The organism is Pseudomonas sp. 478 (genome assembly GCF_003254125.1).
Lineage (GTDB): Bacteria > Pseudomonadota > Gammaproteobacteria > Pseudomonadales > Pseudomonadaceae > Aquipseudomonas.
Genome location: NZ_QKZG01000001.1, coordinates 248,796 through 273,722, shown reverse-complemented (window position 1 = coordinate 273,722; position 24,927 = coordinate 248,796). Strand labels below are relative to the sequence as shown.

Here is a 24,927-nt window from a genome sequence, read left to right as displayed (position 1 = left end):
TTAGCGGTTCATGGGTAGCTGAAAGCGCATTCGTACAGCGCAATAGGCGAGGTCTTCACGTAACAGACGGAAACTCATGTCGCACTGCCCGTCCGCATATTGCTTCCAAATCGGGTCGTCGAATTCACTCCCTCCCAGCAGATTGATCGAGGCCTTCAAGCCGCTTTCGCGATCCTGCCCTGCCATCAACGATGCAGCTTTGTAAAAGCCATCATTTGGCAGCCCTGTCTGTAGATAAATGAGCTCGCCCAACCGGGCATTGGTTGCACGTGCCAAACACGCAAGATTTTCGATAGGCGCCTCCGCACCCGGCAAAGCGGCCTGATACACATCCTTGCAATACGTTTCTTTGAAACGCACCCACTTTCTTTGCACATCGGTCAGTTGCTTCTTGTCTGCGGGAGACAAACTGGCCATTGCTTTCTTGTATTGCTCATTCAAGACGGCATCGACTTTCTCGAGGCTTTGCTGACCGCAAAGGATCAAATCGGGATTGGTAAAACTTTCGTGGTTGCAGGTTTCCTTAGCGTTAGCGGAAGCAGTTGAAACACTATTCACCGATGTTTCATTTTTTTCCGACCCGATGGGTAAGCAGTTGGACAGACAAATCATCGTCGACAGATCCGGCTCCTCACTTTTAGCAAAAGCGTAAGTCGCAGCACCGACACGGGTTCGGGCGCTGTACACGGGAACACTGACAACCAACGATTTGGCGGGCACGGATTTAGTCGAATATTCCGGTACCACTACCACTTCACCTTCAACGTCGCCACACAGCGCCTGCATTGCTGATTCGCTGAAAGACTCACCGCTTGGCGGACTGAATGGTTTGGAATCGGGCCGGCAGTCATAACCGTGCCAAAAAGGCCCTGATTGTTCGGAAGTGCCTAACGAGAAGATATAGATTTTCTTCAGAACAACCCTTCCAGCGTCATAGCCAAACACCACCCAGCGACGTGTCTTAGCGCGGGAGAAATTCTCATTGGCCAGAATGAAGAGACCACCGCCTCTGTACAGTTCGTATGAATTTAACGCCCCCATCGACTCCGGAGTGTCGGACAGCCTCTTGGCAGAATCGACATCCACTAAATATCCATCGCTATCCAGCACCACTGAGCAATGCCTAGCAGCGCTATCACCTGGCTTACATAACTGTAGAGGTTGAAAGATTGGTTCAGCGGCTAGGGCCAAGGGGCAAAGGAACATCGCCAACAAAAATAATCTCTTCAAAACGCTTCCCTGTTTTTTACGCAATTAAAGGCCTTCACTGAAATGGATAGAGGATCCCTCGCAAGTGGCGATCCCAGTTTCCTACAGCGAAAAGTCCGATACTTCACTAAGCATCCAGCACTTCCCGAGTACGAAGCGGTACTCAATCGCGTAGTCCGTATCAGGCTTTTGCAATATGGCAATGGCGTGCTCAGTCTGCGTCTCCTTAACGATCAACGTCAGCCCGCCAGCCTCTCGCTTCACGCGATCAGGCATGATCGGAAACTTGATCTGCTCGTCGCTTAAACCACGCTTTTGCTGTTTAGGTTCGGGCTCAGCATCGACGGTCACCACAAGTTGCAGAGGCCGGTGAACAAAAGCTTTCTGGATGGCCGAACTCTCCGAGAAAGACGTAAGGAAGGTGCTGAAATCAGTAGATGGGCAGGCAACATCCGAAGTTTTGTTGTCCTTGGGTGCAGCCTCCCTCGAAACCCCTGGTGCAATTTTGCTCAGATAATCCGACCGTTCCTGGCTCATTCGGGCGATGCAGTTACTCACCACCGTTACATGAGCGAGCTTGCTTGTCTCAATCTCAAATGCCTCCACAGCGCAATTTGCGTCTCGCAATTTTATCCACGCTCGCTGTGATTCCTTGACCTTCGCCGCATAAGCCGCACCCAATTCGAGATCACCTTGATACTGGGTTTCGAGTCTCGCCATCAATTCGTGATAACGGGTATTCAACCGAGAATCGGCCGCCTTCATCGCGATTTCGGCGCAGCCGTCAATGTTGACCTCTTGGCAGTCCTCGGCAAACGCATTTGAAACGGGTAGAAGCCCGAGTAACAGCACGGCGAAAAGGCCAATCACTTTCAATTTTTCAGTCCCTGATTGAGAGATCGCTCCGCCACACGCGGCGGAATCCTCTGCGCTTTACCGGCCGCTACAAATAAATCTGCCTCGTTCTCTAAACCATTCAGCTTCGTTCAATCACCCGTTTTGGAATTTTCGCATTCTTTCCAGACTGAACCATAAGCGAGGTATATTTTTTGTAGTTTTCAGCAGCCTGCTTCTTATTTCCGAGCCCCCAATAACTATCTGCCAAATTCAAATAAGCGACCACCCTATCTGGATTATTGGCAACAATATAGCTTAGCAACTCAACTGCTTCACCATAATGACCAGACTCTTCAAACAAGAATCCGAGATCATTTGACCACCCTGGATTCTTTGGAAAATAGTATTTCCCTACAACATAAGTCTCAGGTGCACATGCTGAGTCTTCGTCTCCGCTTACAAGAAAATAACTCATCAACTCATTAAATTTTTCTTTGTCCAATTTTTTATAAGCTGCTAGGGCTTGATCAAAATTAATGCTGACGTCGACCGGCATAAGCTTTTCGCGACTATCTTTTCCAGACTGACTTTCTATATGCAGTTTTTTCAAGTATTCAAAAGTGTCAGCACCGTTAAAATCGTCTAACGACTTCAAGCTAAGAGGACCGAGCGACAACGCATACACGCTTAATAGCGACCGGTCACACGATTCGTTATTTGTCACAAGCAGCAAGTTTTTCAACACCATTTTTCTTGTTTTTGCATCGTATTGAAAATGCAAATTGAAATTGTATTTTGTATTATCCTCCTCAGTTGTTTTCAGGTACAAATACTCTGCCGGCATTATAGAGTCGTACTTCAGCGAAACAGTTTCACCTTGTATATCCACCACTGTAATGACATTTTTCGTGGAAGAAGAAGTACCAACCTCAAAACCATCGTAACTCACTGGCGAGTATGTATTTTTTATTAGTGGCAGGATTGAATTTGACTCTAAAACCACGATCGGTTGACCTCCACCCCCCGCAGTCAAAAGCAGCTTCTGGGCTTCATCACCTGGTTTTGCTTTTAGAACAAGAACTTTTTGATCATTTAATCCTTCAATCAAATTTACATCTAAAGTCTTAATGACCATAGCGCTAATAGGCACCCCGGTATCTGTTCCCGCATAAGAAAATGGTACTGCAACAGTTAATACGGCGAGTGCAATCAATGCAGCTGGATCAATCTTACGACTCATTGTGAAAACACCTGATAAATTTCTGTAAAATGCGGGAAACCGGGACAGATTTATTTATCGATAGTTAATCCACCTCATAAATAAATCTGCCACCTTTTTTCGATCCCGAACCTTCAACTATTTAGGCGAATTGTCAATGTAATATGTTTTTGAACGTTTGAGAAGAGATAGGAAGCTAGCCCTCAGTTCCTTGACGTCCTGCTCCTCACCACACGCATCTATAAAAAATATGTGGTTGTTTCCTGCCTCAAAAGAAGTTGTAAAGCAAACAGAATCTAGAAAGTAAACCCCCTCCACACCAGTCCAGTTACGGCCAGAATAAGTCTGCGCTTTCGACAAGGGATGAGAGCCTATACCGACTTTCAAACCATCTTTTTCTTGCACGTAATCACTAGATATTGCATCAGCCAACGTCATTTCCTTGCAGCTGATTTTCACATTTTCAACCCTGCCATCTTTATACTTGTATTTAACGAAAGAAACATTTTCATCTGTTTTGAAAAATGAAAATCGGTCGGAACCACCTACATTCATCGTGCAGCCGTTGCTTTCCACTTCTAAGCGTTCACCGGCATGTACAACAAAAAACGAAGACAACAAATACAAAGCCATGGCCTTAATCACTGCTTTTGCCTCTTGATGAACGACGGAGTTGGTCCCGGCAACTCTCCAGCCTGCGGACTCGTATACAGCAAATCGGACAATACAGCCTGTACATTCGTGAAGGTATCTCTTCGTTCGGGAAGCCCATTCATACGTATAGTTGTAGTTGGTTTCCCTGTGTTCACATGGCGTCCAACCAGATCCAGCGTTGGATTGCTTAATCGATTCTCCGACTTGAGAGATGCGTTACACTGATGTGTTTTCCAATTATAGTCCTCGCACACATCTACTTGCCAAGTAATGTTTGCCGCACTTGGATCACTTGTTTTATTGGCTCGATTTTTTGCCCACCAAAAACCAGCACTCTCGGCTTGGTCATATGCCTCAGTCTCGACCTTATCCCTCCAGGCAATATTCTGTGCCGCGTTGGTTACTCCCCTGCCTCGATGCTTAAAATATTTAACGTAGTTTTCTTCATGCGTAATTTGAATAATACCTCGCCCATACCAATCTTTATACTTTTTATCTTTACCTCGCCCAAGCTCAGCAAACTGAGAAAAGAAGCCAGACTCCACTAATCCGTTAGCCACAAACTGACTCATGCGCTGCTTTGTTACAATCAAGTATTTCCGCATAACCTTGTTGAGCGAAACCTTAATACTTGCAGCCCTATCAGATGCTCGAGAGTAAGGAATACTTGCACGATATAAGATTTTGCTCTTATGATCCTCTCCAATGAAAGACCTTGGAATGCACTGAGTTAACTCTTCCGTGCTCAGCCACGAGCACTTTCTAAAAGTCTCAATAAAATCTTTAGGGGGGAAATGCCAATGCTTGGCGCCAATGTCCGCTAATCCTGCATCTTCCCAAAATGCCATAGATTCTTGGTGCGCCTTGAGCTCTTCGTAATCACCTTTTGGCATTGCCGGCCCCAACTCTGACTCTTGCTGCAACCATCCGTAACGAGTATTGAAATCATTCTTCCCCCACTCACTTGGAAACTTAAATATGCATCGATTAAGCTTTTTCTGTGAACTATCCGTTTCGAGAATATCTTTATTATGCTGTTTTATCCGATAAGCTTTGCTATAAACATGCTCCTCTTCAGGTTTGACGGGTGCATATTTTAAATCGGGTTTTTTGGATATCTCTAGAAAGCTTCTTGATGGCGGAAAGAGAGGATCTTCGTCCAATTTCAACAGCGACCTCAAATACGGGGATTGGCAGTGACTATCTTCATCCGTATCATCATCAATCAATTTCCAGCCTTGCCAATGAGGGAAGTCGGCATCACTGAAACATGTAACAGTACTTCCGTTCAAGTCAAACCATGCTGGACCGTCAGGGAGAGCTATTTTGCGCCAATGAGCCGCATTGGCTGGTGCTAACGCATCTGGCCCTAACACTCGGCCGAATCGAAGCAACTCATACCCTGCGCTCGCACAACGTGGATAACGTTTAATCGCTTCTTCATATAACTCGAATTCAAAATCTTTGGACTCTTCTTGCTCGCCAATACACTCGCCTTCCAAAGTGTAAGTACTCAGGTTGCATTGCCCCTGCCCATAACTCATGCGCACGAACAAATCCTCAGTAGGACGAACTGCCCGACTGGATGCATTGTTGGAGTCCACCCAAGAAGCGGGGTGATCGGTATAGCCGATGATTTCGGGAGGCAAATAAAAATACATATCTCCCCAACAACTGTCTTTTCGACCGGATGCCGTCTGATACTCTAACTCGCGCTCTGTGCGACCTATTAACTTTTTCACCTGACTATCATCTGAAATGATCTCAAAATGAATTTTGTGGTCAGCACCATAAATCTTCCCAGCATTCCCAAGTGTTTCTTTACGGTAAATCTGCATCCCTTTCTTCAGATCTTTCACCGTGATTTTAGAAAGATGCATGTATATCGAATAGAAAACCACTTTGGAACTGGAGCCTTCACCAATCTCAGTTTCGTGCCTTAGAACAACACAACCGTTATCGGTCCAACCACCGTAATTCAAAGGTGCATCGGGGCTTGTATCTACAGGGGCTGCTTCACGGAAATAGGCTAGAGTCCCATCGGCAATCGCGCGTACAGGCAACACATGGCCTGCTTCTGTAGGGGCTTTCAGATGCGTCCCGCCATGCCAGTTCAAATCAAAACTTATGGGGAAAAAGCCGTCACCCGGCTTCCCACACAGCATCGCTCGACTCAAATACGCTTCGTCGCTTTCTCCAGCGGTTGGGGCTGGAAGAAATGGAGGGCTAATCAACATAGGTGTGATCCATCTTTAATCAATTTTCAAATCCATCGAACGCTGACTTCACAGCGATAACAGGTATTTCCTTTGGGGTTTGGTTTCTTCAGTCGCATTCCCCAACGCCTGATCCATCAAACTCCCCGCCTTATCCTTATCCGCCGCCCCCGGCAGCACCGGCGGTTTAATCCCGATCCCCGTCCCACTCCCAGCAGACCCACCGGCATTAATCTTCACCACCGGCCCAACCACTGTAATCCCGCCAGCGTCGAGCTTGATAAAGCTCCCCCCCGCCTTCACGGTCAGCTCCATCCCGGCTTCGATGACAATCTTGTCCCCAGCCTTCAGATGAATCTCTTTCCCAACACTGGTCAGCTGCGCAGTCCCCAACTTCACATGCTGGTTCTGCCCAATCGTCAGGTGATCATCCATCCGCGCTTCAGTCTTGCGATCAGCAATCGTGGTGCGATGCTCTTCCGCCTTCAGCTCGGTGTAGGTGTTCTTCTCCACCGTGTCATGCCGCTCATTCCCAACCCGAATCTTCTGGTCATGCTCAATGTTTTCATCCCAATCCCGCTGGGCATGAATAAAGATCTGCTCGGCACCTTTCTTGTCTTCAATCCGCAGTTCATTGAACCCACCGCCCCCCGGTGAGCTGAGGGTTTTGAACACGGTTCGGGTTTTGTTCGCCGGCAGGTCGTAGGGAACCTGGTTTTCCTTGTGGTACAGGCAACCGGTCACCAGCGGCTGATCGGGATCGCCTTCGAGGAAGGTCACCAGCACTTCCATGCCGATGCGCGGGATGGCGATGGCGCCATAACGGTCGCCAGCCCAACTCGAAGAGACGCGCATCCAGCAGCTGGTTTTGTCGTCGGCCAACCCTTCGCGGTCCCAGTGGAATTGCACTTTGATGCGGCCGTATTGGTCGCAGTGGATTTCTTCGCCTTTGGGGCCGGTGACCATGGCGGTCTGGCTGCCGAGGACTCGGGGTTTGGGGTGTTCCAGTGCCGGGCGGTAGAACACGTCCCACGGGGTGGCGAGGAAGCGGTTGCGGTAGCCCTGGTGGAAGTCGTCCTTTTTGTCGGTGGTGTCGCTGGTCACCGACTCTTCGAGGACTTGCGGTTGTTTGCCTTCGTGGAAGATTTCGGTGAGCAGCCAGAGGTCGTTCCACTCGGTGCGCGGGTGGTCGGACATTTCCAGGAAGTGGCCGCTGACCAGGGTGGTCTGATCGCTTTTGCCTTCGGCCTGGCGGTAGTCGGCGCGGTGGCGTTCGAGGGCGCGTTGGCTGAGGAATTTGCCGCGCGCACGGTCGATGAAGCGGCCGGGGTAGTCGTAGTCTTCGAGGTCCGGCGCGTCGCTTTGCGCCTCGGGTTTGTAGGCGGACTCGAGTTGCAGGCGTGGTTTTTCGAAGTCGTAGTCGCGGCGGGTGACGCGGCCGGTGCGGGTTTCCAGGCGCAGTTTGAAGCCTTTGATCACCGGTTCGTCGGCGACCATGCCGCTGCCTTGCACGTACGCGGTGGGCTGCCCGAGTTTCGGGAACACGGTCTGGTCGTCGCCGAATACCAACAGATGACCTTTGGAGCTGTGCTGGAAGTGGTAGTGAATGCCTTCTTCTTCGCACAGGCGCTGGACGAAGTGCAGGTCGGTTTCGTCGTACTGCACGCAGTAGTCGCGGTCCGGGCAGGGCTGGCTGAGCTGGAAGCGGTAGGCGTTGCCTTTGATGCCGTGCTCGTCGAGGATCAGCGCGATGATTTTCGGCGCGGACATCTGTTGGTAGATGCGCTGGTTGGTGCGGTGATGCAGGTATTGCAGGTGCGGCACCAGGGAGATTTTGTAGCGGGTCAGGCGTTTGCCGGCATCGCCTTGGGCGACGCGGTAGATCTGGCCGTGGATGCCGGAACCTTGTGGATCGAGCGCAAGGAATGCCTGTTTGTGCAGGAGCTTTTCCAGGTCCAGATCGGGGTTTTCGCTGACCAGTTCCAGGTCGAAGCGATACGGCTGGCTGATGCCTTCGGTGCCGGTGAACGACAGCACTTGCAGGTCGCCGACGTAGTCTTCAACAGTCAGGCTGAAGTGGGTTTCGTTAGCTGGGTTGAACATTGCTTGCTCCCTGTTCGGTAGTCATCCGTTACGCCCGAAGTCGCAGGCGTTGCAGCAAAGACGAAGTGGCGCCCAAGGCGTCACGCAATTGGGCGGCGGTGATGGTGCGCTTGGCCGCATCGAAAGCCAGCGCCGTTCGCAGGGCTGGCCAGCAGTGTTTCGGTAGATTCCTGGGTGCGTGCAGCTCGCGATCCAGTTGGCCGTCGCGGGCCTCGGTCGAGGGCAAGCGGCGGAACGGGTGTTTGCCGCTCGCCAATTCGTACAACACGCAGGCCACGCCGTACACGTCCGCACTGGCCGACAGCGGCTGGCCTTCGAGCAGTTCAGGGGCGGCGTAGCCGGGGGTCCAGGCGTTGAAGCGGTTACGGCTCAGGTGTGGCAGGCCGGGCAAGATGCCCTCCTCGGCCTGGCCCAGACCGAAGTCGAACAGGCGCACGCCTTCTTCGCTGAGCATGACGTTGCTCGGTTTCATGTCACCGTGCAGCACGCCGCGAGCATGGGCGAAGGCCAGCGCGTCGAGCAGCGGCAGCGCGATGTCGCGCAGTTCTTTCCACGGCAGGCCCAGCGGGCGCTCGCAGAGTAATTTGTCCAGGGTCAGCCCACGCATGAGTTCCATGGTGATGAAGGCGCGTTGGCAATCGGTGTCCACTTCAAAGCTGTGCAAACGCAGCACGTTGTCGTGGCGCAGTCGCCGGGTCAGGGCGAACTCGCTGTAGAGCAAGGCACTGGCGTCCGGCGATTCGGCAAATTCTTCGCTGAGGATTTTCAGCGCGATGTAAGGGTCGGGATCGCCGAACTGCTCACTCAGCAGATCCCGTGCGCGGTAAACCGCGCCCATGCCGCCAGCACCGAGCAGACGCTCTACGCGGTAACGGCCTGCCAGCACGTCGGGCATTTCGCCAACGCTGGCCTTTATCGGCGCCAACGCGGGCTCAGCTTTATGCGATTTGGCGAACGCAAAGTAAGTCAGGTTATTGGCTTCCTCGTCGGTCACCGGCAGGTCGTCGAGCGGCGGCATGAGTTGGGTCATTTTCGGATCACCACAGCGGTCAAGTTGTCCCGGGCCGAGCCACGCAGAGCGCCATCGAACAGACGCTCCAGCGCAACGTGCGGCGCGGTCAGGCTCAGGGCGTTGCCCAAGGCATCGGTGCTCAGCCCTTGGTACAAGCCATCGCTGCACAACAGAAACGCATCGCCGGGGTAAACCTCGAGTTCAAGCACATCCAGCGTCAGCTGCTCGGCGGCCCCGACCGCACGGGTCAAGGCATGAGCGGAAGGATGGGCACGAGCGTCCTCGACGCTCATGTTTTGCTCGTCGATGAGCTGCTGTTGCAGCGAATGGTCCTTGGACAGCTGATACAAACGCTGGCCGCGCCACATATAGCAACGGCTGTCGCCGGCCCAGATGCAGGCCGCGCGATTACCTTCCACCAGCAGTGCCACTACGGTGCTGCCCATGATGCTGTCGTGACGCCCGGCCGTGACGGTCAACTCCTGACCCAAGCGGCGGTTAAGCCAGTGCAGGCACTGGCGTATGCCTTTGAGTCGTTCGTCGAAGTCGTCCTGCTCCGGCAATTCCGCCAGGCTGGCGACGATCAACTGGCTGGCGATGTCGCCACCCTGATGACCGCCCATGCCATCCGCGACCACCCACAGCCCCTGCTGTGGGCAGTCGAGGAAAGCATCTTCGTTGCGCGCCCGAACCTTGCCCGGATCGGTACGCGCAGCGCTGCGCCAGGGACTGGCAACCAGCATCAGAGCTGCACCGGCATACGGAAGGTGCGCAGCACGCCCATGTCGAACGGGTTCGGTGTGCGCTGGCTCGACAGCAAGTAGTTGGCGCGCAGGCCGCCTACGTCAGCTTTAAGCACCAGCACATCGCGACCGCTCAGGTACTCGGTCTGCATCAGGTCGAACAGACGGAACAGCGACCATGGGCCGGTGTTCTTTTCGATACCGATCGGGCGGCCAGCCATTTTGTCGAGGACCAGGCTGGTGCGACCGTCTTCAGCATCGGTCGGCCATTTGAACGACACCGGCACGATCGGGCCGTGTCGGTATTCGATGGTCTTGTCGCCAAACTTGAACTCGGAACGGCTGACGGCCGGGTCGAGGGTGTACGGCTCCAGTTTGAATTGCACTTGCGGCTCGGCCGGGTTGATCGAGAAGAAGCTCTGGCGAATCACTTGTGCCGCGGCCATCTGGTCGAGGTAGACCTTGGAGATCGGCATGCTGTGACCGTCGATGTTGCGCAGACGGTAGTTGCCTGGATCGCCACTCACGAACGGACGCATGTAGGTCTCGAAGAAGCGATCGTTGATGCCCTGCGCCTTGAAGAACTCGCGGAAGTCGCTGATCGCAACGTCGCTGGTGCTGTGGGCGCTGAACGGATAACGCTTGTTGATCGCCTTGCCGTAGAAGCTGTACAGCTCGCTCTGATAACGCTGGTTCAGGTACTGGTAGGAATCGTTCAGCACCAGACGCCAGGTGTCTTCAGCCAGGACGTTGAACCACACGCTGACCGGACGCGGCAGACGGTTGGAAGCATTGCGCAAGTTGCTCAGCGCATCACGCTGGCCGCTCATGCGGGTCTTGGCCATTTCGAACGCGGCCTGTTCCGGCGCACTGGCACGAGCGAGGCTCGCCAGTTGCAGTTGCAGGTCGTTGAGCGCCGTCAGGGCCGGGGTCAAATCAGCGGCCGGGCCGTTGTTGTCATCCAGCAAACGGTGCAGCGGTTCGAAGCGACGTTGCAGGGATTTCTTCGCGGTGTCCGGTAGGTTCTTGGTCATGTCTGCGGCTTTGTCAGCCGCGGCCGCCGCGAGTTTGCCGAGCTTACCGCCCTTCTCGCCCAGTTTCTCAGCCGCCTCGGCCGCTTCATCAGCATTGTCGGCGATCACCGAGAAACGGGTGTTCTCGCGCACTTCCACCAGCAGTTGCAGCACCGGGGAGTTGGCGGACGTCAGGCCCGCCAGTTGCTCGGCGCCCTCACTGAAGTCGCTGATTGGAGGCAGTGCAACCTGGCCGACCGCTTCGCTCCAGAAGTTGGCGTAGTCGCGGAAGTACAGTTGCTCCAGTTCGACCATCAGGCGACGCAAGTCCATGCCGCTGATGCCCGAGCCTTCGCCCAGCACCCAGTTGTCACGCAGGATATCGGTGACCAGCGCACTGCCCTGGACCGAGAAGTACTGCTGATAACCCTGTTGGGTGTAGAAACCCGGGATCACGTATTCGGTGCCGACAAACAGCGCACCTTGTGGACCCAAGTGTTGGCTGAGGCGATATTCCGGCAGGTTGCGGGCCTGCTCGCGCAGCATCCGGTAAACCACGTTGGCCAGCGACTCGCTGCGCAACACCTGACGCGCCTGGGCCACCAGTTGATCGTTCAGCGGGTAGATAAACGGCTGCTTGAGCAAACGCTCGAAGTGGGTGTTCAAACCGTTCTGCACCGCGGTGTTGCCGGCGTAACGCTGGGACCATTCGGTGGCCACCCAATCCTTGAGCCACGGGCCGTCGCGACGGTCTTTCATGTTCAGCATCAGGTACGCACGCAGGCTGTTGAGCAGGCGTTCGCGGTCCTTCATGTTGGCGCGGATCTGCCCTTCCAGCAGGGTCGCAACCTTCGGCAGCAGTTGCGCTTCAAGCTCACGCTCGTAGGCCTCCTTGACCACCGGATTGACCTCTTCGCCTTGGTACAGGCCACCCCGTTCGTGGTACGACACGTCACCTTTTTTCGGGAAGGCCTGAGTCGCCGCGTAGCTGGTGTCGAGAGGCTTGAGTACCGCCATGGAATCATCACGCGCGGTCAATGCCGAGCGCTGTTGTGTCCAGTTGGTCGCCAGATTGCGCAGGTTTTCCAGGCGCTCGTAGTTGGCCGAGAATCCGCCCGCCCACAGCATGCCGAACAGCGCCAGTGCCGCCAATGCGCCCACGTACAGGGCACGCTGGCCCCAATGGATGCGACTGCGTTCGCGTTTGTCCAGACCGGCCAGGTCGGCCTCGGGGAAAATCACCCGGCTCAGCAAGTGGTGAATGAAGCGCGAACGGCCGCTGCGCAAGGTCGGCAGCACACCAGCGTTCATCCCCAGATTGGCGCCGATGCCGGCGGTGGTCTGGTCCATTTCTTGAGTCAGGTGCGGTGCGCTGGTCAGGTAGAAACCGCGCAACTGGCTGACACGCTGGTAGCGGTTGCCGGTGAACGCCATGTCGACGAACAGGCACAGGCGCTCGCCGATCTGCCCCAGTTGATGCGGGAAGTCGAGGATGCGACCACGGCGCTGGGTGTCGCGCTCCTGGTGCATGCGCATGATCACCTGGCTGTTGAGGCGACGCAGCAGCTCTTCGAACTCGGCGCGCAGGACGGCGACGTCGGTGCCGCTCTGCTCTTTGCGGAAGCTGGTGCCGAGCACCTGATCGCTTTCTTCGCGGGTCAGTTGATCAAAGAACTCGTCAAAACCGAGCAGCTTGTCAGCTTTGCTCAGCACCAGATAAACCGGCACATCGACGTGCAGTTTCTGATGCACGTCTTGCAGACGCGCACGCACCTGCCGAGCCAGGGTGTCGAGGTCTTTCTCGTCGGGGCACAGCAGGGTTTCCACCGGAATGGTCACCAGCACGCCGTTCAACGGACGGTTGCGGCGACGCTTGCGCAGCAGGTCGAGCAAGGTGCTCCAGGCGCTGCCATCGACTTCGGCATCCGGTTGGGTCAGGTAACGCCCGGCGGTGTCGATCAGCACACCGTGGTCGGCGAAATACCAGTCGCAATGACGGGTGCCGAGGGTGTCGCGGGTCAGCTTGCGGTCGATCTTGTTGATCGGAAACTCAAGGCCCGAGAAGTCCAGCAGGCTGGTCTTGCCGCTGCCCTGCGGGCCGATCAACAGGTACCAAGGCAAATCGCTGCGCCAGCGTTCGCTGCGACCGCGATACAGGCTCGAAGTCTTCAGGGTTTTCAACGCATCCTTGAAGCGCACGCGAAGCTCTTTCTGCTCTTCGTCGATCAGCTCTTCACGGCGGATACGATCCTGGCCGTCTTCGGTGTCTTCGATGGCTTTCTTGCGTACGCCAGCGCGCCAGCTGACGAAGACCATGGTCAGGCCCCAGATCAGGAACAGCACACTGATGGTCAGCAGGCGGGAGGTCGAACCTTCCCAGAACTTGTAGTCATTGACCGCCAGCAGCGGCCCGACGAACCACACCAGCAGCGCGACGAACAGCACCAGCAGCAAGGTCCAGACCCAGGTCTGACGCAAGAATGCGCCGACTTTCTTGAAAAACTTTTTCATCACACGTCCCTGTTTACGGCTGCGACTGCGGCTGGACCGCGGCCGGATCTAGCTGCTGATAAGGTTGCAGAACGGTTTCGCGTTGCTCGCCCAATACCCAGGCGAAGCCCGAATACATCACCACCAGGCAAACCACGGTGAACAGCACCACCATCCACGCCGGCACGATGCGCACCAGGCTGCGGCGCTGATCGTTCAAGCCTTCCCAATGGGGCGACAGTTCGCGAGGCACGTCACCGCGCAACTGACGAATCTGGCGATACAAGGCGTCGCGGATGCCTTCGAGCTCGAGCATGCCGCGGGCCTGCACGCGGTACTTGCCTTCGAAGCCCAGCGACAGGCACAGGTACATCAGCTCCAGCATCGGCAGGTGCTTGACCGGGTTTTTCGACAGGCGATCCAGCAGCTGGAAAAACTTCTCGCCGCCGAAGGTTTCGTTGTGGAAGCTGCTGAGCAGGCTCATCTGCGACCACTCGCTTTCGTTGCCCCACGGCGTGGTCACGACGGCTTCGTCGACCACGGTGCACAGCACGTAACGCGCGGCCATCACCTGGCTGCTTTCGGCGCCGTTGTGCAGCGCCCGCACTTCAAACAGTTTCAGCCCGGCAGTCAGTCGCTCGTTGAGCGCGTACATGTCTTCGCGGGTGTCGCTGTGCTTGAGTCGCACCACTTCCGACAACAAGTCGGACGCCGCTGCGACCAGCGAATTGAGGCTGATGTTGAAGGCTTCAGCCGGGCGCAGGCGCGCGGCGTAGATCATCCGTTCTTCGAGCTGTTCAAAACGCGGCGGTGCGGCGAAATCTGTCAGCGGACTCGAAGCTGGGCCGTGGCCCTGGCGGTCGAGCAGGACGGTTTTGTCGTCCTGGGTATGTTCCATGTCCTTGATCATGTCGGTCAGTTCCTGATGGCCCAGAATTTCAGTTCAAGCTCGGCAAATTCGCCGGACACGTGGAACGCGAAGCCGCCGGAGCGCTCGAGTTGTGCCAGGTCTTCGGAACTGAGTTCGAGGATGAAATAGGTTTTGTTGGAGTGGAACGCGATCTGCCGCGGGGCCACCGGCAACGGTTTGACCTTGATGCCCGGCAGGTGCAGGTTGACCAGTTGGCGGATGCGCTCCACCGGGCCGACCTTGAGGTGCGCCGGCAAGCGATGGCGCAGTTCTTCGGAGTCGCAGTTGGCACTGGCGGCGAGCACGAACGAGGCCGAGCCCAGCAGTTTGTGGTCGTGCAACGGCGAGACGATGATCCCGTACTGACGCGCTTGCAGGACCAGTTCGATGGCGTGCTGTTCGAGCACCATCGACAGCACCTGACGAATCGCTTCCATCAGCTTGCGGAAGCTCGCGCCCTGGTCGCTGTGCTGGTAACGGCTGTCCAGGCGCGGGCGTTTGCTGTCGCTGGAAAACGTTGCCAGATCGCCGAGCATGGTCAGCAGCGTGCGGTACAACTCTTCCGGGTGAACCTGTTCCAGGCCGAGGTAGTGGCGCAGCAGCAGTTCGGTGCGGTTGATCAGTTGCAGCATCATGAAGTCGCCGACTTCCGCGCCACCGACTTTGCCGTTGGAACGGATCCGCTCGGCGATAGTGTCGCCACGGTGGCCGAGCATGCTGATCACTTCTTTCAGGCACGACAGCAGGTAGCTGGACGAATGCGCCTGAATGTAGGTCGGCACGAAGTCCGGGTCGAGGCTGATCACGCCGTCGGGCGTGGTGTCGAGCACTTCGCAGATCTTCAGTTTCACGTAGGCCTGATCGCTCTGCTGCTCGCCGAGCAACAGTTTGAAGTCCGGGCGGCCGCAGCTGACCTGGCTGGCGGAATCGTCGCCGGCGTTGGAATCGGCGACTTCCGCTTCGTACGCGGTGTAGCGCGCCAGCACGTCGGATTGCTCCGGACGGCGCGACTCGATGTGGTTACCGGTGACCAGCGGCAGCGCCAGGTAGATCGGCGTGTTACCGGTGTTCGGCGGCACGTCGAGGGCCAACGGTTCGGTGTTGCCGCCGAGTTCGAACAGGCTGCCGTCCGGCAGAATCCCCGAGGCCTGGCTGATCACCAGTTTGCCCATGTTGAGGAACTGCAAGTCGATGTCCAGGTTCAGGAAGCCCCAGGTGTAGCTGCCCAGCAACTGCGTGCGGGTCTTCATCTGGTGGTCGTAGTAGCGATCGTTGTGCTGGAAGTGCTGCGGGCGAAGCAGCATGCCTTCCTGCCAAATCACTTTATGGGAATTCATGATCAGTCATCCGCCTTGGCGAGCGTTTCGTTGCTATTGCGAATACCGGCCTGGTCGAGGGTCAGATCAGCGTTGGTGACTTCCACCGGGGTGACTTGCACCGTGTAGCGCCATTTGGTTTCCGGCAGATCGCGGTAGGCGGCGAGGATGCCGACGTAGCGACTTCCCTCCTCCACGCTGAGTTTCATCTCCACGGTTTCACCTGGACGCAGTTCGATTTCTTCGCTGGCCACCAGGTCCGGGGCCAGGGATTCCTTGGCGCGCTCGTACAGGCTGAAGAAGTCAGCGTTCTCGAACGTCACCGGATGCTTGAGCTCGAACAGACGCACAACGATCGGCGATGGACGCCCGTTGAGGTCCGGGTTCAACTGATCGCTGGCGGTCAGCTTCAGGTTGAGCTTGGTGACATGGGAATACGGCGACAGTGACGAGCATCCAGCCAGCAGCACCAGGGCCGCGAGCGCCGTCAGCGTCTTGAAAAAAGCGGTCGAGCAGCGAGACATGCGCATCATCCTTGGTGGTCGGTGTGAAGGGTGGAAATCAGGCGGATCTGTTCTTCGTAGGCCTGAGCGAAGTCGCGGGCCAGCAGGCGCTCGCTCCAGTCATCGTCCTGACGCAGGGCCTGGTGATAACGACCGTAAGCTCTCCAGCGACTGCCGGACGTGGCGAGCAACGGCTTGTTGTCGCGCTCGAAACGCAGGGTCAATTGCTGTGGCGAGAAGTGCTCCAGCGTGCCGCGAACGGCAGCGCGGCTGGCGGTCAGCAAGGCCACTTGGTGTGCCTGCAAATCGCGGAACGCACGGGAGATCGCCTGCTCGGCCGGCAACTGGCCCGGCTTGTTCGGCTGCAACAAAATGCCCAGCGCTTCGCCGGCATCGACGGCAAATTTCAGCGGGTTCTTTTGGGTGCCTTGCACGGTGGTCTGGGCCAGACGCAGTTCATTTTTCAGTTCGCTGCGGGTACGCAGGCTCTGCTGCAAACCGCCGACGCTTTGCTTGAGCAGGCGTGCAGCGTTCAGCGCCAGGGCTTCGCGGGCGTCGTGGTCGAGGCCTTTGAGGTCCACGCCCAACGCGGCGCCGAAGTGCTCCCAGAAACCTTCACTCTGACGCTCGACCACTTTCGGCGGCGGCGCTGGCGCAGGTTCTGCCGGGGCGTCGATCAGCTCCGGCACCATCAGGCTTTCCATGTCGATGCGCGCATAGTCGGCGCGCTGACGGGTGTCTGAGAGGGTGGTGCTCGGGGAGATCAGTTCGTCGATTTCCGAATACACGCGCTCTTGCTGATCGAGGGCATTGAGCGGGTCGAGATCGAGAAACGCATCGTCCGGAATGATGCTGCCCGCTGCTTGCGGACGGCCGACTTCAACGTCGAAGGTCGCCGGGTCGCGTACCAAGCGCGCACGGATCTCGAAGTCACCCAGCACGTAGACACTGCCGTGCTCGATGCGCATCGCTTCGCCCTTGCGCAAGCGCGCGCCGCTTTCGCTGTCCGAAATACCATTGCTGCTGGTATCGGTCAGGAAAAACGTGCCTTCGCGGTAGCTGATCAATGCGTGGTGGTTGGACAGGTGACGCTTGCGGTCCGGGATGATCCAGTCGCAATCCTCGCCCCGACCGATCACGCCACCGGCCTGTTTGAAGGTCTTCTGGCACAAATCCGTGGGCACGAACTGCTTGGTGTTGAGCATTTCGAAAACCAGTTCCATGGTGATACTCCTTGCGGTCACTTGCCGCGATTGACCGCCTGCGGATCACCCAATGGGCGATAGGTGTTGTCGTTGTATTTGTAATTGCCGCTACAGCCGCCGAGGCCGCATAGAACGACGAGGGTCAGCAGGACGGCTTGCCAGTGACGAACAGACATCAGAGGGTCTCCAGGGGTAGACAAAGTACAAAGCGCCGACCCGTTTGGGCGGCGCTATCAAAAGCGGATGAGGTGAAGCCGAGCGCTCTAGTCAGTGGCCTTGAGCCGATCTCCCGTAAAAGGGTGATTCCCTGCTGCCAGTGAGATTCCTGTGGCGAGGGGACTTGTCGGAATGCCGCACCACCCCGCTGGGTCGCGAAGCGGCCCCAAAACCGGCTACCCCGTTTATTCAGGCAGACCGCGTTGGCTGAATTGCGACTGCTGCGCAGCCGAACGGGGATAAATCCCCTCGCCACAGAGAATTCGCTGGCCACAGGTGGAATTCCAACCAAGGTGAGGAAATTGATATCAGCCATCGAAATCACCCAAATTGATATTCAGGCGCCCGAGGCGGTACAGCAGCGTGCGGCGTGGCAGCCCGAGTTCGCGGGCGGCGAGGGTCTGGTTGCCGTCGTTTTTACGCAGGGAATCGAGCAGCAGCCTGCGCTCGACCTGCTCCAGGCGTTCACGCAGGTTCAGGCTGCTGTCTTCCGGCATGGCTTCCATGCGCAGGGAGAAATGCTCGGCCAGTAACTCACCGCCCTCGCACAGCAGCACCGCGCGTTCGACCAGGCCTTTGAGTTCACGCACGTTGCCGGGGAAGGTGTAACCGGACAGGTGATCCAGCGCCGCATCGGACCAGCACACCGCATCGCGCTGCAAGAACGAACAGGCCTTGTCGGCGAAGTGCCGGGCCAGGTCGAGGATGTCGCCTTCGCGCTGACGCAGGGCCGGCAACTCGATCGGAAATTGCGCGAGGCGGTAGTACAAGTCCTCGCGGAATTTGCCTTCGCTGACCAGCACCGATAAATCCCGGTGCGTCGCGGCGATGATGCGCACGTCGATCTTGTGGGTATCGTTGGAGCCCAGTGGGCGGATCTCACCTTCCTGCAGAACCCGCAACAGCTTGGCTTGCAGGGACAACGGCATGTCGCCGATTTCATCGAGCAGCAAGGTGCCGCCGTTGGCCGCGTCGAACAGCCCGGCACGGTCGCGATCAGCACCGGTGAACGCACCTTTGCGGTAGCCGAACAGTTCGCTTTCCAGCAGGTTCTCGGGGAACGCCGCGCAGTTCTGCACGATGAACGCCTGGGAACGGCGCGGACCGCAATCGTGAATCGCCCGCGCCACCACTTCCTTGCCGGTGCCGGTTTCACCGCGCAGCAACACGGTATACGGGCTGTGCAGGACTTTGCTGATCAGCGAGTAGGTCCCGCGCATGGCCTTGCTCTTGCCGATCAAGCCGTAACCGCTGGCGCTCGGGACGAGGGCCTTCACCGGTCGTGCATCACCGGTTGGCTGACGCAGACGTTGCAGCAAATGCAGCTGGCCGAGTACGAACGAGCCCAGTTGCCCCAGGGAGTCGGCAAAGCCTTGCAGGTCGATGTGCCGGCGACTGGCGCACAGCAGCAAGCCTTCGACGGCTTTCTGCTGATTGACCATTGGCACGCACAGCAGCGACTGCCAAGGCGTGGCCTGAGGCGGCAGGAAACTGGTTTCGTGCAGGCTGCCGCTCAGTTCGCTGAGGCTCACCACGCGGTTCTGGCACAGGGCGAATTGCAGCAGTTGTTCACCGTTGTAATCCGCCGGCAGGCTCGCCGCTTCCCGGGGTTGCAGGATGCCGTTGAGGCATTCGGCGTTCATCCCCAGGCACGTGTGAGTCGCGTCCAACAGGTACAGCTGCGTCAACTCGCAACCGCTGAGCTCGGCCAGCCCGCGCACGAAGTCACCCAGCAGCGCAGCACCGTCCGCCGCGCGCGACAAGCGGGCGAACTGCGCCAGCAAGGCTTCGGCATAGACCAGCGGTTGCGGCACTTGAGTGAACATCACCCCCACCTCAGGCGAACTCGCACGTCACGCTGGCGTTGCCGTCGAGCGTCGCGTGGACACGCTTGAGGCTTTCGCCCGTGGCCATCGCATCGAGCAAGCGGTCGGCCACCAGCGGCAGCACGTGCAGGTCGAGCAAATGGTCGATCAGGCGCGCGCCACTGTCGCTCTGGGTGCAGCGATCTGCCAGGTGATCGACGAGGTCTTGCGAGTAAGTGAAATCCAGCTGACGACGGTTCAGGCGCTCGCCCAAACGACCGAGTTTGATTTCAATCAGTTCGCGCAGCACCGGGCCGCCCACCGGGTAGTAAGGCACCACGCGCATGCGCGCCAGCAGCGCCGGTTTGAAGTGTTTGCTCAGCACCGGACGGATGGTTTCTTCAAGTACTTCGGCCGACGGCCGCGCGCCGTTTTCACAGAGCTCGGCGATGCGGTCGCTGCCCAGGTTCGAAGTCATCAGGATCAGCGTGTTGCGGAAGTCGATCTCACGCCCTTCGCCGTCGTTGGCCACGCCTTTGTCGAAGATTTGGTAGAACAGGTTGAGCACGTCCGGGTCGGCCTTCTCGACTTCATCGAGCAGCACCACCGAGTACGGTTTCTGGCGCACGGCTTCGGTGAGCATGCCGCCCTCGCCATAACCGACGTAGCCCGGCGGCGCGCCGATCAGGCGCGACACGGTGTGCTTTTCCTGGAACTCGGACATGTTGATGGTGGTGATGAAACGATCGCCGCCGTACAGCAAGTCCGCCAGGGCCAACGCGGTTTCGGTTTTGCCGACGCCGCTCGGGCCGACCAGCAAGAACACGCCGACCGGCGCATCAGGTTTGTTCAGGCCGGCAGCGGTAGCGCGCATCGAGCGGTCCAGTGCGTGAACGGCTTGTTCCTGACCCCGGATGCGGGTGCGCAAGTCGGTGGCGAAGCTCGCAACCTTGGCGTTGTGCTCACGGGCCAGTTGGGCCAATGGCACACCGGTCCAGGCGCTGATCACTTCGGCGACCAGACGCGGGCAGACTTCGAAGCTCACCAGACGTTCTTTGATCTGAAGTTCGGTCAGGGCTTTGTGGGTTTCGTTCAGCGCAGCTTCCAGGGACGCGACGCTTTGCGCTTCGTCCACAGGGGCTTCGAGCGTTTCGATCACGGTGCCTTCGGCATCTTCTTCAACCGTGACAGTGGGCTCGACGGCGGCAGCTTCGCGGGCCTTGGCCAGTTGCTGACGCAGGTCCAGCAGGCGCTCGGCCAATTCTTTCTGCTCGGTCCAAAGGGTTTCCAGCGCGACCCTTTCGTCTTCAGCTTCGGCCAGGCGATCTTCCAAAGCGTCCAGCGCTTCATGGTCGATCAGCAGACCGGCCTCGGCATCACGGCGCAGGGCCTGACGCTGACGGCCGCCTTCAGCCAGTTCACCCCGCAGGCGCTCCAGGCTTTCCGGTGCGGCGGCGAGGCTGATGCGCACGCGAGCGCACGCGGTGTCGAGCACGTCGACGGCCTTGTCCGGCAGCTGACGGCCCGCAAGATAGCGAGCAGACAACTCGGCCGCCGCCACCACTGCGTCGTCGCGCAGGTAGATGCCGTGGCTCTTTTCGTAGACCTGAGCCAGGCCACGCAGGATGGTCACCGCTTCGCTGACGGTCGGTTCGTGCAGTTGCACCGGTTGGAAACGACGGGCCAGGGCCGGGTCTTTTTCGAAGTACTTCTTGTACTCCGCCCAGGTGGTGGCGGCGATGGTGCGCAACTCGCCACGGGCCAGGGCTGGCTTGAGCAGGTTGGCCGCGTCGGAACCGCCGGCATTGCCGCCCGCGCCGATCAGTGTGTGAGCTTCGTCGATGAACAGGATGATCGGTTTCGGCGAGGCTTTGACTTCGTCGATCACGCCTTTGAGGCGACGTTCGAATTCACCTTTGACGCTGGCGCCCGCCTGCAACAGGCCCATGTCCAGCGACAGCAGCTCGACACCTTTCAAGACTTGCGGCACTTCACCCGCCGCGATGCGCGAGGCCAGGCCTTCGACAATGGCGGTTTTACCGACGCCGGCTTCACCGACCACAATCGGGTTGTTTTTGCGGCGACGGGCGAGGATGTCGACCATCTGCCGGATCGCGCCATCGCGGCACAACACCGGGTCGAGTTTGCCGTCGCGGGCTTGTTGGGTCAGGTTGTGGGTGAAGCGCTGCAGCAGCGATTCGCCGGGCACAGCGGGTTTACCGGTGGCCGGTTGCTCTTTCTGCGACAGGGCGAATTCTTTCAGGCGCTCGATGTTCAGTTTGGCCAGCAACGACTGGTAGCGACTGCCGGCGTAGCGCATCGGATTGCGCAACAGCGCGAGGATCAACGCGGCTTGCTCGACCTGGCTTTGGCCCAATTCAAGGTTGGCCACCAGCAACGCGTCTTGCAGCCACTGCACCAGTTCCGGGGCGAACACCGGGTTGCGCGACGCGCTGTGTTCGACCCGCGATTGCAACGCGGCGCTCAGCTCACCGGCATCGACTTCGGCGTCTTGCAGCGCGCGTGCGAGCAAGCCTTGCGGGCGCTCCAGCAAGCCCAGCAGCAAGTCTTCGACGAGGATCTTGCTGCCGCCACGGGCGACGCAGCGTTCGGCCGAACTTTCCAGGTCACGACGGGTTTCGGCATCCAGCGCCTGGATAAGTTGTTGCAGGTCTACGTTGATCATTGGTCATCTGTCCTTAATGAATTTTGCTGCCCAGGGTCACCACGCCGTCCGCTTTTTCGCGGCCGAGCCAACTGGTCCATCCCAGGCGACAGGCGTTCTGCTCACCGATGCGCAGTTCGCGGATTTCTTCCTGGCGCAGCACCAGGCGAATGTCGTAATCGAGCGGGTCACGCAGGGTGAACCGCACCAGCGCACAGAGCGGCTGGTAGCCGAAACCGATCGGCAGGAATTCGTGGAAGCGTTGCCAGTCGAGTTCGCGGATGTGGATGCGGAACTTGCCGCTGCGGTCGCGCACGTGTTCGCCCAGCACCAGGTCTTCGCCGAGCAGGCTGTTGGCGCGGCCCAAGCGATTGCGCTGCTCGTCGAGGATTTCGACGCGACGCTCAATGCACTGCTCGATGGTCAGTTCTGCATGTTTGAAGTAGTAACGCAGCACCGCTTCGATCAGCGCCGCCGAATGCGCCCGCAAGCTGAGCAAGCCGAGGTACGGCAGCAGGCGTTTCCAGTTCAGCTCCTGGGCCCTGCGGATCTCTTCGCCGCCGAGGCCGATCAACGCAAACAGCTGCGACGAAAACGGGTCGAGGGCGCCGCTCTGGAAGCTTGCGCGGTAGCGGTATTTTTTCCAGATCGGCAGCATCAGCCTTTGCAGGCGATGGTGGAACAGGTCGAGAAAGTTGCGGGTCGGGTTGCCGTCTTCGCTATCGCCCAAGGCCTGTTCGCCGTAGAACGCCGGGAGCGGCGAGCCGGAACCGACCAGGCCGATCAGGTTGAAACGCAGACGCGCGCGCATCTGCCCGTGCTCTTCGAAAAACTCCACGCGATCGACGTCACTGCCGGGGAAACCCAGGCTCGGATTGGCCTGGAATTCCAGCTGGTCGTACAGATCGTCTTCGCTCAGGTACGGGTGCGCCTCGCGCAGCCGGTCTACCACCAGCAGCACGGCCTGAAACAGCGAGTACTCGCGTATTACCCGGGTCAGCCCGCTTAAAGCAGGGGTTGCAGACCCATACGTGGTGTCCATTGGTACACCTCTCCCTGTGTGCTTTTTACCCGCAGCTCGTGGTACGAATTGAGACTGGCGTAAAGCGCGAAAAACTCGTTAAGAACCGAAGCGAAAACGAACAGGTCGCCCTCACCGATATACCCTTCCGGGTCGATGGTCAGCTCGGTGCGCAACCCGCGTACCGGCAACCCTCGGTGCAAGCGGTCGACGTGTTGGTGCTTGATCGACTTGAGCCCGCCCAGCAGACGCTTGCTGACTTTTTCAGCGTGTTGGTCGTAGTAGCGCGGCAGGTCGTAGGTTTCGAGAATCACCTTCAACGCATTGACGTCGGCCAGCGACAGGTAGTTAAGCGACATGTTGCTGATCAGCTTCCAGAGGAAGTCACGGTTCAGCGGCGGCGCATAACTGGGCGTGGCCGGGGTGATGTTGCGGAAACTGAGGAACTCCGGCGTCTCTTCGCAGGCCATGCAGATGTCGCCGAGCTTGAGCTTTTTGGGCAGATTCTGGTTGGTGCACATCAGCTCGATCGACAGGGTTTCGTGGGCTTCGGTGTGACGGATGCCGAAGCTCAGGTACGTGTCGAGGCCGTCGTGCAACGAGGACGAACGCTGGCGGATGCTGTAATGCGGACGGCTGTTGGGCACGTCGAAACTCGGGTCGTGCTCGAACGATTCGAACGGCACGTACTCCTGATAACCGAGGCCACCGGGCTTCCAGCCGGTGACGGTTTCCACCGAAAACACACCGCAGTTTTGCAGGTCGTATTCGGCGGGCAGCAGCAGGTATTCGTCCTGCTTGCCGTCGAGGCGGATCGGCAACGCATCGTGCTTGAACAGGTTAACGATCGGCGTGCAGTAGAGCTTCACGTTGTCCAGCGTCGGACGCAGGCGCTGGATGCCGCTCTTGCGAATATCGAAGCGCAATTCCAGGCCGCGCATCTGCTTGAGCGTGTCTTCCGGCAGCGCCTTGAGCAGGTCCAGGCCGTTGATATCGACGAACAGGAATTTGTCCTGGAAGGCGAAATATTCCTGCAGGTAGCGGTAGCCGCGGAAGGTGTTCAGCGGGTACGGGATCAACGCCTCTTCTTCGGCAAAACCCACCGGCTGCACGCGGTCGCCGGGCATCTTGAATGCCATTGGCGTGCCGTTGACGCCGTTGATGGGCTTGCCGGCACCGTCCAACGGGATCAGCTCGATGCCTTCCAGGTTGCGCAACAGGCTCAGGTACAGCATCTGACTGATGTAACGCTCACCGGCGAAGTGCAGACGCAGACGGCTCAACTCCAATTCACCGAGGTGGCCGTCAGCGCTCATCTCCAGACGCAGGCTCAACAGCGAACCGTCGCCCTTCACTGAGTAATTCAGTGCAGTCAGGTCCAGCGGCAAGACTTCGGTCGGGTAGCACGTGCGGAAACGGCAACGCACGTCATCGATTGGCATGCTCTCGACCGGTGTGTCGCGCTCGACCATCAACGCAGGACCGGAGCGTTTCAACGGATCGAACTGCAAAATGCTGAACGCCGGCAGCGGCCGCATGTAGTTGGGCCACAGCAGGTGCATCAGCGAATGGCTGAGCTCGGGTAACTCGTCGTCGAGCTTCTGGCGCAGGCGACCGGTCAGGAACGCAAAGCCTTCCAGCAACCGCTCCACATCCGGATCCCGACCGGCCTGACCGAGGAAAGGCGCCAACGCCGGGCTACGCTCGGCGAAACGACGACCTAACTGGCGAAGTGCGGTGAGTTCGCTTTGGTAGTAGTGGTTAAAGGACACGGGGGGTTACCTGTTTGT

18 protein-coding genes are annotated in these 24,927 nt (G+C 57.9%); all 18 read right to left on the bottom strand.

The genetic code is table 11. The features are described 5' to 3' along the window. The gene (locus DFS28_RS30690) at nucleotides 1-1,113 is read right to left on the bottom strand and encodes a lysozyme inhibitor LprI family protein (protein ID WP_256596764.1); all 1,113 of its coding nucleotides are present in this window, start codon (nucleotides 1,111-1,113) and stop codon (nucleotides 1-3) included. Between the two features lie 198 nt (nucleotides 1,114-1,311). Beyond that, nucleotides 1,312-2,079 (bottom strand): lysozyme inhibitor LprI family protein, encoded by a 768-nt coding sequence (locus DFS28_RS01300; protein ID WP_111448266.1) that lies wholly within the window; start codon nucleotides 2,077-2,079, stop codon nucleotides 1,312-1,314. A 106-nt stretch (nucleotides 2,080-2,185) separates the two neighbouring features. Then, nucleotides 2,186-3,286, bottom strand: coding sequence for a M48 family metallopeptidase (locus tag DFS28_RS01295; RefSeq protein WP_111448265.1), 1,101 nt, complete (start codon nucleotides 3,284-3,286; stop codon nucleotides 2,186-2,188). 117 nt (nucleotides 3,287-3,403) lie between these two features. Beyond that, nucleotides 3,404-3,910 (bottom strand): hypothetical protein, encoded by a 507-nt coding sequence (locus DFS28_RS01290; protein ID WP_111448264.1) that lies wholly within the window; start codon nucleotides 3,908-3,910, stop codon nucleotides 3,404-3,406. Beyond that, nucleotides 3,907-6,156, bottom strand: coding sequence for a M23 family metallopeptidase (locus DFS28_RS01285; protein ID WP_111448263.1), 2,250 nt, complete (start codon nucleotides 6,154-6,156; stop codon nucleotides 3,907-3,909). The genes DFS28_RS01290 and DFS28_RS01285 overlap by 4 nt, the downstream gene beginning before the upstream one ends. A gap of 48 nt (nucleotides 6,157-6,204) precedes the next feature. After that, on the bottom strand, nucleotides 6,205-8,238 hold the full coding sequence (tssI, locus tag DFS28_RS01280; RefSeq protein WP_111448262.1) for a type VI secretion system tip protein TssI/VgrG: 2,034 nt from the start codon (nucleotides 8,236-8,238) through the stop codon (nucleotides 6,205-6,207). A gap of 28 nt (nucleotides 8,239-8,266) precedes the next feature. Next, nucleotides 8,267-9,268 (bottom strand): serine/threonine-protein kinase, encoded by a 1,002-nt coding sequence (locus DFS28_RS01275; protein ID WP_165933980.1) that lies wholly within the window; start codon nucleotides 9,266-9,268, stop codon nucleotides 8,267-8,269. Continuing rightward, on the bottom strand, nucleotides 9,265-9,993 hold the full coding sequence (locus DFS28_RS01270; protein WP_111448261.1) for a PP2C family serine/threonine-protein phosphatase: 729 nt from the start codon (nucleotides 9,991-9,993) through the stop codon (nucleotides 9,265-9,267). The genes DFS28_RS01275 and DFS28_RS01270 overlap by 4 nt, the downstream gene beginning before the upstream one ends. Next, nucleotides 9,993-13,517: a type VI secretion system membrane subunit TssM gene (gene tssM, locus DFS28_RS01265; protein WP_111448260.1), complete on the bottom strand. Its 3,525-nt coding sequence runs from the start codon at nucleotides 13,515-13,517 to the stop codon at nucleotides 9,993-9,995. Before tssM ends, DFS28_RS01270 begins: the two co-directional genes overlap by 1 nt. Nucleotides 13,518-13,530: 13 nt before the next feature. Next, nucleotides 13,531-14,406, bottom strand: coding sequence for a type IVB secretion system protein IcmH/DotU (gene icmH, locus DFS28_RS01260; RefSeq protein WP_046045023.1), 876 nt, complete (start codon nucleotides 14,404-14,406; stop codon nucleotides 13,531-13,533). Nucleotides 14,407-14,411: 5 nt separating this feature from the next. Further along, on the bottom strand, nucleotides 14,412-15,743 hold the full coding sequence (tssK, locus tag DFS28_RS01255; protein ID WP_046045022.1) for a type VI secretion system baseplate subunit TssK: 1,332 nt from the start codon (nucleotides 15,741-15,743) through the stop codon (nucleotides 14,412-14,414). A 2-nt stretch (nucleotides 15,744-15,745) separates the two neighbouring features. Next, nucleotides 15,746-16,246, bottom strand: a complete 501-nt coding sequence (gene tssJ, locus DFS28_RS01250) for a type VI secretion system lipoprotein TssJ (protein WP_111448259.1) — start codon at nucleotides 16,244-16,246, stop codon at nucleotides 15,746-15,748. Nucleotides 16,247-16,251: 5 nt separating this feature from the next. Continuing rightward, nucleotides 16,252-17,448: a type VI secretion system-associated FHA domain protein TagH gene (tagH, locus tag DFS28_RS01245; RefSeq protein WP_111448258.1), complete on the bottom strand. Its 1,197-nt coding sequence runs from the start codon at nucleotides 17,446-17,448 to the stop codon at nucleotides 16,252-16,254. Nucleotides 17,449-17,465: 17 nt separating this feature from the next. Beyond that, nucleotides 17,466-17,606, bottom strand: a complete 141-nt coding sequence (locus DFS28_RS01240) for a hypothetical protein (RefSeq protein ID WP_008150087.1) — start codon at nucleotides 17,604-17,606, stop codon at nucleotides 17,466-17,468. Between the two features lie 348 nt (nucleotides 17,607-17,954). Continuing rightward, the gene (locus DFS28_RS01235; protein WP_111448257.1) at nucleotides 17,955-19,472 is read right to left on the bottom strand and encodes a sigma-54-dependent Fis family transcriptional regulator; all 1,518 of its coding nucleotides are present in this window, start codon (nucleotides 19,470-19,472) and stop codon (nucleotides 17,955-17,957) included. 10 nt (nucleotides 19,473-19,482) lie between these two features. Further along, nucleotides 19,483-22,137 (bottom strand): type VI secretion system ATPase TssH, encoded by a 2,655-nt coding sequence (tssH, locus tag DFS28_RS01230; RefSeq protein WP_111448256.1) that lies wholly within the window; start codon nucleotides 22,135-22,137, stop codon nucleotides 19,483-19,485. Between the two features lie 13 nt (nucleotides 22,138-22,150). Then, on the bottom strand, nucleotides 22,151-23,158 hold the full coding sequence (gene tssG, locus DFS28_RS01225; protein ID WP_033059313.1) for a type VI secretion system baseplate subunit TssG: 1,008 nt from the start codon (nucleotides 23,156-23,158) through the stop codon (nucleotides 22,151-22,153). After that, nucleotides 23,122-24,909: a type VI secretion system baseplate subunit TssF gene (gene tssF / locus DFS28_RS01220; protein ID WP_111448255.1), complete on the bottom strand. Its 1,788-nt coding sequence runs from the start codon at nucleotides 24,907-24,909 to the stop codon at nucleotides 23,122-23,124. The genes tssG and tssF overlap by 37 nt, the downstream gene beginning before the upstream one ends. Nucleotides 24,910-24,927: the final 18 nt, after the last annotated feature.

Bases quoted from the DNA above. Each gene is read 5' to 3' on its own strand.
- tssI (WP_111448262.1), bottom strand. From the start codon at position 8,238: ATGTTCAACCCAGCTAACGAAACCCACTTCAGCCTGACTGTTGAAGAC.
- tagH (WP_111448258.1), bottom strand. From the start codon at position 17,448: ATGGAACTGGTTTTCGAAATGCTCAACACCAAGCAGTTCGTGCCCACG.
- tssJ (WP_111448259.1), bottom strand. From the start codon at position 16,246: ATGTCTCGCTGCTCGACCGCTTTTTTCAAGACGCTGACGGCGCTCGCG.
- tssM (WP_111448260.1), bottom strand. From the start codon at position 13,517: ATGAAAAAGTTTTTCAAGAAAGTCGGCGCATTCTTGCGTCAGACCTGG.
- tssG (WP_033059313.1), bottom strand. From the start codon at position 23,158: ATGGACACCACGTATGGGTCTGCAACCCCTGCTTTAAGCGGGCTGACC.
- DFS28_RS01285 (WP_111448263.1), bottom strand. From the start codon at position 6,156: ATGTTGATTAGCCCTCCATTTCTTCCAGCCCCAACCGCTGGAGAAAGC.
- DFS28_RS01275 (WP_165933980.1), bottom strand. From the start codon at position 9,268: ATGACCCAACTCATGCCGCCGCTCGACGACCTGCCGGTGACCGACGAG.
- DFS28_RS01240 (WP_008150087.1), bottom strand. From the start codon at position 17,606: ATGTCTGTTCGTCACTGGCAAGCCGTCCTGCTGACCCTCGTCGTTCTA.
- DFS28_RS01295 (WP_111448265.1), bottom strand. From the start codon at position 3,286: ATGAGTCGTAAGATTGATCCAGCTGCATTGATTGCACTCGCCGTATTA.
- DFS28_RS01235 (WP_111448257.1), bottom strand. From the start codon at position 19,472: ATGTTCACTCAAGTGCCGCAACCGCTGGTCTATGCCGAAGCCTTGCTG.
- tssK (WP_046045022.1), bottom strand. From the start codon at position 15,743: ATGAATTCCCATAAAGTGATTTGGCAGGAAGGCATGCTGCTTCGCCCG.
- DFS28_RS01270 (WP_111448261.1), bottom strand. From the start codon at position 9,993: ATGCTGGTTGCCAGTCCCTGGCGCAGCGCTGCGCGTACCGATCCGGGC.
- tssH (WP_111448256.1), bottom strand. From the start codon at position 22,137: ATGATCAACGTAGACCTGCAACAACTTATCCAGGCGCTGGATGCCGAA.
- icmH (WP_046045023.1), bottom strand. From the start codon at position 14,406: ATGATCAAGGACATGGAACATACCCAGGACGACAAAACCGTCCTGCTC.